The 12662-nt window shown below is 65.4% G+C and carries 11 protein-coding genes; all 11 read left to right on the forward strand.

Features of this window, described 5'->3' with window-relative positions; translation table 11 throughout:
* Nucleotides 1–46: 46 nt before the first annotated feature.
* The 11 genes from E6B08_RS08490 (at nt 47) to E6B08_RS08540 (ending at nt 12629) form a co-directional block, all read left to right on the forward strand.
* Complete coding sequence (locus tag E6B08_RS08490; RefSeq protein ID WP_136913603.1) at nt 47–811, forward strand: class I SAM-dependent methyltransferase; 765 nt, start codon at nt 47–49, stop codon at nt 809–811.
* Between the two features lie 66 nt (nt 812–877).
* Complete coding sequence (gene leuB, locus E6B08_RS08495; protein ID WP_136913604.1) at nt 878–1960, forward strand: 3-isopropylmalate dehydrogenase; 1083 nt, start codon at nt 878–880, stop codon at nt 1958–1960.
* 63 nt (nt 1961–2023) lie between these two features.
* Nucleotides 2024–3136, forward strand: a complete 1113-nt coding sequence (gene asd, locus E6B08_RS08500; protein WP_136913605.1) for an aspartate-semialdehyde dehydrogenase — start codon at nt 2024–2026, stop codon at nt 3134–3136.
* Between the two features lie 203 nt (nt 3137–3339).
* Nucleotides 3340–4344: an aspartate-semialdehyde dehydrogenase gene (locus E6B08_RS08505; RefSeq protein ID WP_136913606.1), complete on the forward strand. Its 1005-nt coding sequence runs from the start codon at nt 3340–3342 to the stop codon at nt 4342–4344.
* Nucleotides 4345–4413: 69 nt separating this feature from the next.
* Nucleotides 4414–7059: a FimV/HubP family polar landmark protein gene (locus E6B08_RS08510; RefSeq protein ID WP_136913607.1), complete on the forward strand. Its 2646-nt coding sequence runs from the start codon at nt 4414–4416 to the stop codon at nt 7057–7059.
* A gap of 203 nt (nt 7060–7262) precedes the next feature.
* Nucleotides 7263–8117 (forward strand): tRNA pseudouridine(38-40) synthase TruA, encoded by an 855-nt coding sequence (truA, locus tag E6B08_RS08515; protein WP_136913608.1) that lies wholly within the window; start codon nt 7263–7265, stop codon nt 8115–8117.
* 60 nt (nt 8118–8177) lie between these two features.
* Complete coding sequence (locus E6B08_RS08520; RefSeq protein ID WP_136913609.1) at nt 8178–8798, forward strand: phosphoribosylanthranilate isomerase; 621 nt, start codon at nt 8178–8180, stop codon at nt 8796–8798.
* Between the two features lie 222 nt (nt 8799–9020).
* The gene (gene accD / locus E6B08_RS08525; RefSeq protein ID WP_136913610.1) at nt 9021–9914 is read left to right on the forward strand and encodes an acetyl-CoA carboxylase, carboxyltransferase subunit beta; all 894 of its coding nucleotides are present in this window, start codon (nt 9021–9023) and stop codon (nt 9912–9914) included.
* On the forward strand, nt 9914–11230 hold the full coding sequence (gene folC, locus E6B08_RS08530; protein ID WP_136913611.1) for a bifunctional tetrahydrofolate synthase/dihydrofolate synthase: 1317 nt from the start codon (nt 9914–9916) through the stop codon (nt 11228–11230). Before accD ends, folC begins: the two co-directional genes overlap by 1 nt.
* Entirely contained in the window at nt 11214–11891 is a 678-nt protein-coding gene (locus E6B08_RS08535; protein WP_136913612.1) for an SPOR domain-containing protein, read from the forward strand. The genes folC and E6B08_RS08535 overlap by 17 nt, the downstream gene beginning before the upstream one ends.
* Nucleotides 11892–12074: 183 nt before the next feature.
* Nucleotides 12075–12629, forward strand: coding sequence for a CvpA family protein (locus E6B08_RS08540; protein ID WP_133332196.1), 555 nt, complete (start codon nt 12075–12077; stop codon nt 12627–12629).
* Nucleotides 12630–12662: the final 33 nt, after the last annotated feature.

The following is a 12662-nucleotide window of genomic DNA, read 5'->3' on the forward strand; positions in this document are numbered from 1 at the left end:
CCGCGAAGAGGCCGGTCCTGGCACTGATATTTAAAGGATTGACCCCATGACCAGCACCACCCACACCGACGTGGTCCAGCGCCAGTTCGGCGAACAGGCCAATGCCTATCTCAGCAGCGCCGTGCACGCCCAGGGCAGCGAATTCGCCCTGCTGCAGGCCGAGCTGGCGGGGCAGGGCAGCGCCCGCGTGCTGGACCTGGGGTGTGGTGCAGGTCATGTCAGCTTCCACGTCGCGCCGCTGGTCGCCGAAGTGGTCGCTTACGACCTGTCGCAATCGATGCTCGACGTGGTCGCCGCCGCAGCCGCCGATCGCGGCCTGGGCAATATCACCACCGAATGCGGCGCCGCCGAACGACTGCCGTTCGCCGATGCTTCGTTCGACTTCGTTTTCAGCCGCTACTCGGCGCACCACTGGAGCGACCTGGGCCTGGCCCTGCGCGAAGTGCGCCGGGTGCTCAAGCCCGGTGGCGTGGCCGCCTTCGTCGATGTGATGTCGCCGGGCAGCCCGTTGCTCGACACCTACCTGCAGACCGTGGAAGTACTGCGCGACACCAGCCATGTTCGCGATTACTCTGCCGCCGAGTGGCAGCGTCAGGTCAGTGAAGCCGGCTTGCATGTCCGCAGCCACACGCGCCAGGCACTGCGCCTCGAGTTTTCCAGCTGGGTCGAGCGCATGCGCACCCCCGAGCCGCTGCGCGTGGCCATCCGCCAGTTGCAGCAGGCCATGGGCGAGGAAGTGCGGCAGTATTACAAGATCGAAGCCGACGGCTCGTTCAGTACCGACGTGCTGGTGCTGTGGGCCGAGCGCTAGGTTGTCATCAAAATACAGTTCGGCGTGGTCAGTTGGGCCGCGCTGCTTGAATGGATAGAGGAAAGCATGAGCAAGCAGATTCTGATTCTCCCAGGTGATGGCATCGGCCCGGAAATCATGGCCGAAGCGGTCAAGGTACTGGAGCTGGCCAACGACAAGTTCCAGCTCGGCCTGAGCCTTGCCCACGACGTGATCGGTGGCGCAGCCATCGACAAGCACGGTGTGCCGCTGGCCGACGAGACTTTGGAGCGTGCTCGTCAGGCCGACGCCGTGCTGCTGGGCGCCGTGGGCGGCCCGAAGTGGGACAAGATCGAGCGTGACATCCGCCCTGAGCGCGGCCTGTTGAAAATCCGTTCGCAGCTGGGTCTGTTCGCCAACCTGCGTCCGGCCATCCTCTATCCGCAACTGGCCGATGCTTCGTCGCTGAAGCCGGAAATCGTCTCGGGCCTGGACATCCTCATCGTCCGTGAGCTGACCGGCGGCATCTACTTCGGCGCACCACGCGGTCAGCGCGAACTCGAAGGCGGCGAGCGCCAGGCCTACGACACCCTGCCGTACAGCGAAAGCGAAGTGCGCCGCATCGCCCGCGTCGGGTTCGACATGGCCCGTGTGCGCGGCAAGAAGCTGTGCTCGGTGGACAAGGCCAACGTCCTGGCTTCCAGCCAGCTGTGGCGCGAAGTGGTCGAGGACGTGGCCAAGGACTACCCGGACGTCGAACTGAGCCACATGTACGTCGACAACGCGGCCATGCAACTGGTGCGCGCACCTAAGCAGTTCGATGTGATGGTGACCGACAACATGTTCGGTGACATCCTGTCGGATGAGGCTTCCATGCTCACCGGTTCCATCGGCATGCTGCCTTCGGCCTCGCTGGATGCCAACAACAAGGGCATGTACGAGCCTTGCCACGGTTCGGCACCGGACATCGCCGGGCTGGGCGTCGCCAACCCGCTGGCGACCATCCTGTCGGTGTCGATGATGCTGCGCTACAGCTTCAACCAGCAGGCAGCGGCCGAGGCCATCGAGCAGGCGGTCAGCCTGGTCCTGGACCAGGGCCTGCGTACCGGCGACATCTTCTCGCAAGGGTGCCGCAAGGTAGGTACGCAAGAAATGGGCGACGCAGTAGTCGCAGCGCTGCGGAATCTGTAATCTCTCTGGCCCGCCACCAACATCTCCCGGTGGCGGCCCACTTTTAGCAAAGGTGTAGTTGCGATGAAACGTGTAGGTCTGATCGGTTGGCGCGGCATGGTCGGTTCCGTGCTCATGCAGCGGATGCTGGAGGAGCAGGACTTCGACCTTATCGAGCCGGTGTTCTTCACCACTTCGAACGTAGGTGGCCAAGGCCCGAACGTGGGCAAGGATATCGCTGCGCTCAAGGACGCGTATTCGATTGAAGAGCTCAAGACCCTCGACGTGATCCTGACCTGTCAGGGCGGCGACTACACCAACGAGGTGTTCCCCAAGCTGCGTGAAGCCGGCTGGCAGGGCTACTGGATCGACGCGGCCTCGTCGCTGCGCATGCAGGACGACGCGGTCATCGTGCTCGACCCGGTCAACCGCAAGGTGATCGACCAGCAGCTCGATGCCGGGACCAAGAACTACATCGGCGGCAACTGCACCGTCAGCCTGATGCTGATGGGCCTGGGCGGCCTGTTCGAAGCCGGCCTGGTCGAGTGGATGAGCGCCATGACCTACCAGGCGGCCTCCGGGGCCGGCGCGCAGAACATGCGTGAGCTGATCAAGCAGATGGGCGCTACCCACGCGGCCGTTGCCGATGAGCTGGCCAACCCGGCCAGTGCCATCCTCGACATCGATCGCAAGGTCGCCGAGACCATGCGCGGTGAAGCGTTCCCGACCGAGAACTTCGGCGTACCGCTGGCCGGCAGCCTGATCCCATGGATCGACAAGGAACTGCCGAACGGCCAGAGCCGCGAAGAGTGGAAGGCCCAGGCCGAGACCAACAAGATCCTCGGCCGCTTCAAGAGCCCGATCCCGGTCGACGGTATCTGCGTGCGCATCGGCGCCATGCGTTGCCACAGCCAGGCGCTGACCATCAAGCTGAACAAGGACGTGCCGCTGGCCGACATCGAAGGCCTGATCAGCCAGCACAACCCGTGGGTCAAGCTGGTGCCGAACCAGCGCGAGATCAGCATGCAGGAGCTGACTCCGACCAAGGTGACCGGCACCCTGAACATCCCGGTTGGCCGTCTGCGCAAGCTGAACATGGGTTCCCAGTACCTGGGCGCGTTCACCGTTGGCGACCAACTGCTGTGGGGCGCCGCCGAGCCGCTGCGCCGCATGCTGCGGATCCTGCTGGAGCGTTGATCGTTCCTGCCGCTGCGAAAAGCCCGTGCTGGTGACAGTGCGGGTTTTTTTATGTCGGTGCCGTCCTCTGCGCGGGTAATCCCGCTCCAGGGTCAACGCTGTACGTGTAGGGGCGGGTTGACCCGTGAACAGGCCAGCACAGACAAAACACTACAATCCAAGTAAAGTGCCGCCCCCGCCGTTTCAGCAAAAGGATCTCCTCCATGACCACCCCCTTGGACATCGCCGTCATCGGCGCCACCGGTAGCGTCGGTGAAACCCTGGTACAGATCCTCGAAGAACTGGCGTTCCCCGTCGCCACCCTGCATCTGCTCGCCAGCATGGAATCGGCCGGTAGCAGCGTGATGTTCGCCGGCAAGAAGCTCAAGGTACGCGAGGTCGACAGTTTCGACTTCGGCCAGGTCAAGCTGGCCTTCTTCGCCGCCGGCCCGGCCGTGAGCCGTAGCTTCGCCAGCAAGGCCGAGCAGGCCGGTTGCACGGTCATCGATCTCTCCGGCGGCCTCGACGACGCCCTGGCTGTGGTACCGGAAGCCAATGCCGAGCGCCTTGACGGCGTGCAACTGCCGGCCCGCATCGCCAGCCCCAGCTCCGCCGCCGTGGCCCTGGCCGTAGCGCTGGCGCCGCTCAAGGGGCTGCTGGACATCGAACGGGTACAGGTGATGGCCGCACTGGCGGTTTCTGCCCAGGGCCGCGAGGCGGTCAACGAGCTGGCGCGCCAGACCGCCGAACTGCTCAATGCTCGGCCGTTGGAGCCGCGGTTCTTCGACCGCCAGGTGGCATTCAACCTGTTGCCGCAGGTCGGCGCGGTGGACGAGCTGGGCCACGGCGGCCTGGAACGCCGCCTGGTGGGCGAGCTGCGCGGGCTGCTGGGGCTGGCGGATTTGAAGATTTCCGTCACCTGCATTCAAGTCCCGGTGTTTTTCGGCGATAGCTTCAGTGTGGCGGTGCAGAGCCGTGCGCCGGTCGATCTGGCCGCGGTCAACCAGGCGCTGGACAGCGCCGACAGCCTCGAGCTGGTCGAGCCGGGCGATTATCCGACGCCAGTCGGCGACGCAGTCGGGCAGGACGTGGTCTATGTTGGTCGTGTACGCCATGGCGTCGACGAGCCGGAGCAACTGAACCTCTGGCTGACCACCGACAATCTGCGCAAGGGCGCTGCCCTCAATGCCGTCCAGGTGGCGCAATTGTTGATAAAACACATGGTGTAAAAGATACTGGCGAGCAATTTTGTCCTACACCGTCAGAAGGTGTTTGGCGATCCATACAAGGGAAGAGTCATGCTTCGAATTCGCAAACTGGTTCTAGCCATGGCGGCAGCGTCGGCGCTGTCGTCCGGCATGGCGAACGCCCTGGGGTTGGGTGAGCTGACCCTCAAGTCGGCGCAGAACCAGCCGCTGGATGCCGAGATCGAGCTGCTCGACGTACGCGACCTGCGTACCTCCGAAGTGGCGCCGAGCCTGGCCTCGCCAGAAGAATTCAGCAAGGCCGGGGTGGCCTATCCCAGCTATCTGGAAGACCTGACCTTCACCCCGGTTATCAATCCCAACGGCAAGAGCGTGTTGCGGGTGACCTCCAGCCAGCCGCTGCCGGGTACCGTGGTCAAGTTCCTGGTCCAGGTGATGTGGCCCCAGGGCCGTCTGCTGCGTGACTACAGCGTGCTGCTGGATCAGGCCAAGGCCCAGGGCGAGCAACCGGCGGCGGCCAATGTCGCACCTGCGGTCAGCAGCGGCGCCAGCTATACCACCCAGCGACGCGACACCCTGTGGCAGATCGCTGCGCGCAATGCCAATGGTGGTTCGGTCCAGCAGGCGATGATCGCCATCCAGGCGCTGAACCCCGATGCGTTCATCGGCAACAACATCAACCAGCTGAAGGTTGGCCAGGTGTTACGCCTGCCCGATCAGCAGCAGGTGCAGAGCATTCCCCAAGGCGAAGCCAACCGAGAGGTGGCCGAGCAGTACAGTGCCTGGCGTGAAGGCCGGCGCTTGGGGCCGCGTGCTCGCCAGCTCGACGCTACCCGTCGCGGTGCCGCCGAGGCTGCGCCTTCGCGCATCGCCCAGGGCGACAATCTGCGTCTGGTGAGCCCCGGCAACCAGGCCAAGGCCAACGATGCCAAGGCGCTCAACGACCAATTGGCCGTCGCCCAGGAAAGCCTGGACACCAGCCGTCGCGACAACGAAGAACTCAAAAGTCGCATGAGCGACCTGCAAAGCCAGCTGGACAAGCTGCAGCGCCTCATCGAGCTGAAAAACGACCAGCTGGCGCGCCTGGAAGCGCAGGGCGCCGCCGACGGCACTCCGGCTGCCGCGCCAGCTGCTCCTGACGCAGCGCAGTCGCCTGCCACGGCTGCGGAGCCGGTGGTCGAGCCCGCGCCGGCTGCAGTTGATACTGCGCCGGCAACGCCAGCCGGTGCTGATCAGGCGGCTGGCGACAAGCAGCCTGGCGCGCTCGACGACCTGCTCGGCAATCCACTGCTGCTGGGCCTGATCGCAGGCTCTGCAGTACTGGCGCTGTTGCTGTTGATTCTGCTGCTGATGCGCAAGCGCAAGGCCGAGCAGGAAGCCGAGAAGCACCTGCGCATGGCCCGTGAGCTGGCCGAGGAAAACCAACGTGCCCCGGACTTCGACCTGCCGCCGAGCAGCTTCGAGGGCGTGGAGGTGTCGGCCCCGAGCGTGACCCTGTCGCCAGCCGTGGTCGCCGCTTCCGCCGCCGCAGCTGCGGCGGCGGAGAAGCCGGTCGCTCCAGCCCCTGTGGTAGCGCCGCAACCGCTGGCCGAGCCGCAAGCAGAGGTCGATCCGATCGCCGAACTGCTTGCCGAAGTCGACCAGAGCATCGCCGCTGGCCGCCTGAACCACGCAGCCGACCTGCTTGAGGCGGCAGTTGCCGCCGAGCCCGAGCGCGACGACCTGCGTTTGAAACTCATGGACGTGTATGCGCGCCAGGGTGATCACAGTGGTTTCGTCGAGCAGGAGCGCAAGCTGCCTGCCAGCGAGGCCAATGTCGCCCAGGTCGACGATCTCAAGAGCCGCTACCCGGCCATGCTCGGCCTGGCTGCCGCAGGCCTGGGCGCCGCCGCGCTGGCGGCGGAAATGGACGAGCAATACGTTCAGGACCTGCTGCAGGACGAGGCACCGGCTGCCCCCGAAACCGCCCAGGAGCCTGAGCCGCAATCGCAGCCAGAGCCCGAAGAGGTAGCCCAGGCGCCAGCCCCGGAGGTCGACGACCTGGACAGCGCCTTCGACCTGAGCCTGGACGACGACCTGCCGCTGGATACTGCCGTCGAGGCACCGCTGCTCGACGACATTTCGCTGGATCAGCCGCTGGCCGAGGAGGCGCCGGTGGTTGCGCCTGCCGAGCCGGAAACCGACGCCGACGCCGATTTCGAAACTCTGCTGGCCCAGGCCGAGTCGCCAGCAGTGGATGACCTTGCCGACTTCGACCTGGACATGGGCGAGCCTGCTGCTGCGGCTCCGGCCGAGGTCGAGGAGCCGGTGGACGTGGCTGCCGAGCTTGCTGCCTTTGACGCCATGCCGGAGTTCGACCCGATCTCCGAGCTGGAGCTGCCGGAGGACTTCGACCTGTCGCTGTCGCTGGACGACGATTCGCCGGCGGCAAAGAACTTCGCCTCGGAACTGGACGACGTCAACGCCGAGCTCGACAAGCTGTCGCAGAACCTCGAAAGCCCGTCGCTGGAGCCGCAGTTCACCGCCGAGGACGCTGCAGCGGAGCCCGAGCCACTGGATGACCTGGACTTCGATTTCTTCTCCGGCACCGACGAAGTGGCGACCAAGCTCGACCTGGCGCGCGCCTACATCGACATGGGCGACCATCAGGGCGCCCGCGACATCCTCGACGAAGTGGTCAAGGATGGCGACGACACCCAGCGCCAGGAAGCCGAGGACATGCTGTCCCGGCTGGTTTGAACCAATCGGCAGCTCGGTCGTTGTGGGAGCGGCCTTGCGTCGCGATAGGGCCGCAGGGCGGCCCCAGCGATATTGGCTGCATGGCTGAAACCCTGGGGCCGCCTTGCGGCCCTATCGCGACGCAAGGCCGCTCCCACAGCCCAACACGGCTGCCGTTGTCGTTATAATCCCGCCATTGCGTATCACCCACAGGTTTCACGTTCTTGGACATCATCGACACCGCCACCACCGAATCGGCCGCCGAAGGCTTCACCCGCATCGCCCTGGGCGTGGAGTACAAGGGCTCGCGCTACCGCGGCTGGCAACGCCAGGCCAGCGGCGTGCCGAGCGTCCAGCAGGCCCTGGAGCAAGCCCTGTCGAAGGTCGCCAACGAGCCTATCAGCGTGGTTTGTGCCGGCCGCACCGATGCCGGCGTGCACGGCTGTGGCCAGGTCGTGCACTTCGACACCCGCGCCCTGCGCGACGAGCGCGCCTGGACCCTGGGCAGCAACTTCAACCTGCCACACGATATCAGCGTGGTCTGGGCGCGGCCGATGCCCGCCGACTTCCATGCGCGCTTCAAGGCCACCGCCCGGCGCTACCGCTACGTCATCTACAACGACCCGATCCGCCCGGCGCACCTGGCCGAGGAGGTCACCTGGAATCACCGTCCGTTGGATGTCGAACGCATGGCCGAAGCGGCCCGGTATCTGCTTGGCACCCATGACTTCAGTGCCTTCCGTGCCAGCCAGTGCCAGGCCAAGTCGCCGATCAAGCATATCCACCACCTGCGCGTCACCCGCCATGGCCGCATGATCGTGCTCGACGTGCGCGCCACGGCGTTCCTCCATCACATGGTGCGCAACATCGCCGGCGTGCTGATGACCATCGGTGCCGGCGAGCGGCCAGCCAGCTGGGCGCGCGAGGTGCTCGAGGGGCGCAACCGCCGCGAGGGCGGGGTGACCGCGCACCCTTACGGCTTGTACCTGGTGCAGGTGGAATATCCCGAGGCTTTCGAGCTACCGAGCCGTTACATCGGCCCACACTTTCTTACAGGCTATGAAGCCCTGGCCGACTGACGCTGCCGGGGGCTTTTGCTAACATCCGGCCTTTCTCCAGAAACTCAGGGTTTGCAGTCCATGAGCAACGTTCGCAGCAAGATCTGCGGGATCACCCGCATCGAAGACGCCCTGGCCGCGGCCGACGCCGGGGCCGATGCCATCGGCTTCGTCTTCTATGCCAAGAGCCCGCGAGCCGTGGACGTACGCCAGGCGCGGGCGATCATCGCCGAGTTGCCGCCGTTCGTGACCACCGTGGGCCTGTTCGTCAACGCTTCGCGTTGCGAGCTCAACGAGATTCTCGAAGTGGTGCCGTTGGACCTGCTACAGTTCCACGGCGACGAAACCCCTGCCGATTGTGAAGGCTTTCATCGCCCCTGGATCAAAGCCTTGCGGGTGCGCCCCGGTGACGACCTGGAGGCCGCCTGCCAGCTGTATGCCGGCGCCCAGGGGGTGTTGCTGGATACCTTCGTGGCGGGGGTGCCTGGTGGTACCGGCGAGGCCTTCGACTGGTCGCTGGTGCCCGCCGGCCTAAGCAAGCCTGTGATTCTCGCCGGCGGCCTGTCGGCGGCCAACGTCGGTCAGGCGATCGCCCAGGTCCGGCCATACGCCGTGGATGTGAGCGGCGGCGTGGAGCAGAGCAAGGGCATCAAGGATGCCGCGAAGATTGACGCATTCATCCGTGCGGTGAAACAGGCGTGAGGGCAGATGTGACGGCTGGCGGCGCGCCATCGTCCATAGCTATCGCAGCCCTGCGGGGCAGTCGCCGGCACGCCGTGCGGCACAGAACACCATTGACGACGACGCGGTACGCAGGCAGCCCCTGTGGTCGGGTCGTCATCGTTTCATAGAAGAATTTGAGCTCAAGGGCAGGGCATGGCCGGCCAGACCGGTCCCCGCCCGCCGATACTGGAGAAATAAAGCATGAGCAACTGGTTGGTCGACAAACTGATTCCATCGATCATGCGTTCCGAGGTGAAGAAGAGCTCGGTGCCAGAAGGCCTGTGGCACAAGTGCCCAGCCTGCGAAGCCGTGCTGTATCGTCCGGAGCTGGAAAAGACCCTGGATGTTTGCCCCAAGTGCAACCACCACATGCGCATCGGCGCACGTGCCCGCATCGACATCTTCCTGGATGCCGAAGGCCGCGCCGAACTCGGTGCCGAGCTCGAGCCGGTCGACCGTCTGAAGTTCCGTGACGGCAAGAAGTACAAGGATCGCCTGGTCGGCGCGCAGAAGCAGACTGGCGAAAAAGACGCCCTGATTTCCATGAGCGGCACCCTGATGGGCATGCCGATCGTGGTCAGCGCCTTCGAGTTCTCGTTCATGGGTGGCTCGATGGGCGCCGTCGTTGGCGAGCGTTTCGTTCGCGCCGCCAACTACGCGCTGGAAAACCGCTGCCCGATGGTCTGCTTCTCGGCCTCCGGTGGTGCGCGCATGCAGGAAGCGCTGATCTCGCTGATGCAGATGGCCAAGACCTCGGCCGTGCTGGCACGCCTGCGCGAAGAGGGAATTCCGTTCATCTCCGTGCTGACCGACCCGGTCTACGGCGGTGTTTCCGCCAGCCTGGCGATGCTCGGTGACGTCATCGTCGGCGAGCCGAAGGCGCTGATCGGCTTCGCTGGCCCGCGGGTTATCGAGCAGACCGTGCGTGAAAAACTGCCAGAAGGCTTCCAGCGCAGCGAGTTCCTCCTGGAGCATGGCGCCATCGACCTGATCATCTCCCGTGGCGAGCTGCGCCCACGCCTGGCCCGCCTGCTGGCCCAGATGACCGGCCAGGCAACGCCTGAACAGGCCCGCGAGGCGGCTGCGGTCGCGTGATGACACAGCTCAGCCCACGTACGCTCGGTGAGTGGCTCGCCTACCTCGAGCAGTTGCACCCATCGGCCATCGACATGGGGCTGGAGCGTTCGCAGAAGGTGCTTGCCCGGCTGGCGCTGGGCAAGCTCGCGCCGCGTGTGGTCACCGTGACCGGGACCAATGGCAAGGGCTCGACCTGTGCCTTCGTCGCCTCGATGTTGCGTGCCCAGGGGCTCAAGGTCGGTGTCTACAGCTCGCCGCACCTGCTGCGCTATAACGAACGTGTGCTCATCGACGGCCAGGAGGCCAGCGATGAAAAGCTGTGCGAAGCGTTCGCTGCCGTCGAGGCGGCGCGCGGCGAAATCTCCTTGACCTACTTCGAGATGGGGACCCTGGCGGCGTTCTGGCTGTTCGAACGTGCCGGGCTCGACGCCGTGGTGCTCGAAGTCGGCCTGGGCGGACGCCTGGATACCGTGAACGTGATCGATGCCGACCTGGCCCTGGTGACCAGTGTCGGTGTCGACCATGTCGATTACCTGGGTGACACCCGCGAGCGGGTCGCCTTCGAGAAGGCCGGTATCTTCCGTCAGGGCAAGCCTGCCTTGTGCGGTGATCTCGATCCACCCCAGCCACTGCTGGACAAGGCCGCCGAATTGGCGGCGCCGCTGTTCCTGCGGGGGCGGGATTTCGACCTGGCCAGCACCGATCGATACTGGCAGTGGCGCGGGGTGGGCGCCGATGGCGTGGTGGTCGAGCTGCATGACCTGCCGTTGCTCGACCTGCCGATGGAAAACGCCGCCCTGGCCCTGCAGGCCTACCTGCTGATGGGCCTGCCTTGGGATGCCGGGCAACTGCGCCAGGCGCTGCTCGATACCCGCATCACTGGCCGCCTCGACCGCCGCACGGTGCCCTGGCAGGGCAAGGCCGTGCAGTTGTTGCTGGATGTCGGGCACAACCCACATGCCGCCGACTACCTGGCCCGTCGCCTGGCCGCCCGGCCGCCCAAGGGTCGCCGCCTGGCGGTGTTCGGGTTGCTGGCCGACAAGGATCTGGCTGGTGTGCTCGCGCCGCTGCAGGGTCTGGTCGACGAGTGGGCCGTGGCGCCGCTGGACACACCTCGTAGCAGACCTGCCGGCGAACTGGCCCAAGCCTTGACGAACCTGGGCGCGGCGGTGAAGTCTTATGCCAGTGTCGACGCAGCGCTGGAAGGGCAATGCGCGCAGGCAACCGAGGATGACCAGATCCTGCTGTTCGGTTCGTTTTTCTGTGTCGCCGAGGCGTTGCAATGGCTCGAGCGGCAGGCCCCGGAGGGTGGAGTAGATGGCAGTGCTGGATAAAGGGATTAAGCAGCGCATGGTCGGTGCGTTGGTGCTGGTGGCGCTGGCGGTGATTTTCCTGCCGATGCTGTTCACCCGCGAGGACGAGATGCGCCAGGTGCAGGTCGACGCCGCCGAGGCCCCGGCCATGCCGAGCCTGCCCGAGGTCAAGGTGGAACAGGTAGCCGTGCCTGAACCGCAGCCGTTGCCGGAGCCTGTGCAGGAGCAGCCGGAGCAGTCGCCCGTGGTGATCAACGAGTCTTCGGCGCGGCCAGCCACGCCAAGCCAGCCGATCACGCCGTCGCCGCAGACCCAGGCGCAATCCCAGGCTCAACCCAAAGCGCAAACTCCGCTGCCGACCCCGGCGCCTGCCGCCAAACCGGCCACCGCGCCAACTGCAGCGGCCAGTGCTGCGGCGCCATCGAAAATCGACGCCAATGGCCTGCCGGTGAGCTGGTCGATCCAGCTGGCCAGCCTGTCCAACCGTGCCGGTGCCGACAACCTGCAGAAAACCCTGCGTAGCCAGGGTTACAACGCCTATATCCGTTCCGCCGGCGGCATGAACCGGGTGTACGTGGGGCCACTGATCGAGCGCGCCGAGGCCGAGCGCCTGCGCGATGTGATCAACCGCCAGCAGAACCTCAAGGGTTTCGTGGTGCGCTTCCAGCCTGAGCGCGGCTGAGCAAGGGCAGGGTGGCTTTGTGCTGCGGGCCCCGGATCCTGGGGCCGCTTCGCGCCCCAATCGCGACACAAGGCCGCTCCCACCAAGGCAATTCAAGCTCTCGCTAATCCGCCTGACATTCCGCTTACCCACAGCCCGCCGCTCTGGTAAAATGCGCCGCCTCAAACGTCTGCAGGCAGCACCGTGGCATTTACCCTGGTTGATTGGGCGATCATCGCGATCATCGCCGTCTCCACACTGATCAGTCTCAAGCGCGGTTTCGTCAAGGAAGCCTTGTCGCTGCTCATCTGGATCATTGCCGGCGCCGTTGCCTGGATGTTCGGCGGCTCGCTCTCGGTGTACCTTGAGAGCTATATCCAGACGCCGTCGATGCGCACCATCGCCGGCTGCGCCATTCTTTTCGTCGCCACCCTGCTGGTGGGGGCCATGCTCAATTTCCTCATCGGCGAGCTGATCCGCGTGACCGGGTTGTCCGGCACCGATCGCTTCCTCGGCATGGCCTTCGGCGCCGCGCGTGGGGCCTTGCTGGTGGTGGTGGCCGTGGGCCTGCTCAGCCTGGGCCCGGTGCAACAGGACAGCTGGTGGCAGGAGTCTCGCCTGATACCACAATTTCTATTGGTAGCCGACTGGTCGAAAAACCTCATTCTGGGGTTCACCAGCCAGTGGTCCAGTGGGGCGATCAGCACTCCGGCTGATCTTCCGTTCAAGGAACAGTTGCTCGGGCCAGCCCGGCCTTGAGCGCTTTTCACTCAAGTTTCATCAAAGTAGGGG

Origin of the sequence: Pseudomonas putida (assembly GCF_005080685.1) — a bacterium.
Classification (GTDB): Bacteria; Pseudomonadota; Gammaproteobacteria; order Pseudomonadales; family Pseudomonadaceae; genus Aquipseudomonas; species Aquipseudomonas putida_V.

What these genes read in the sequence shown, in the direction of transcription:
- E6B08_RS08490 (WP_136913603.1), top strand. Translation starts at nt 47, where the DNA reads ATGACCAGCACCACCCACACCGACGTGGTCCAGCGCCAGTTCGGCGAA.
- leuB (WP_136913604.1), top strand. Translation starts at nt 878, where the DNA reads ATGAGCAAGCAGATTCTGATTCTCCCAGGTGATGGCATCGGCCCGGAA.
- asd (WP_136913605.1), top strand. Translation starts at nt 2,024, where the DNA reads ATGAAACGTGTAGGTCTGATCGGTTGGCGCGGCATGGTCGGTTCCGTG.
- E6B08_RS08505 (WP_136913606.1), top strand. Translation starts at nt 3,340, where the DNA reads ATGACCACCCCCTTGGACATCGCCGTCATCGGCGCCACCGGTAGCGTC.
- E6B08_RS08510 (WP_136913607.1), top strand. Translation starts at nt 4,414, where the DNA reads ATGCTTCGAATTCGCAAACTGGTTCTAGCCATGGCGGCAGCGTCGGCG.
- E6B08_RS08520 (WP_136913609.1), top strand. Translation starts at nt 8,178, where the DNA reads ATGAGCAACGTTCGCAGCAAGATCTGCGGGATCACCCGCATCGAAGAC.
- accD (WP_136913610.1), top strand. Translation starts at nt 9,021, where the DNA reads ATGAGCAACTGGTTGGTCGACAAACTGATTCCATCGATCATGCGTTCC.
- folC (WP_136913611.1), top strand. Translation starts at nt 9,914, where the DNA reads ATGACACAGCTCAGCCCACGTACGCTCGGTGAGTGGCTCGCCTACCTC.
- E6B08_RS08535 (WP_136913612.1), top strand. Translation starts at nt 11,214, where the DNA reads ATGGCAGTGCTGGATAAAGGGATTAAGCAGCGCATGGTCGGTGCGTTG.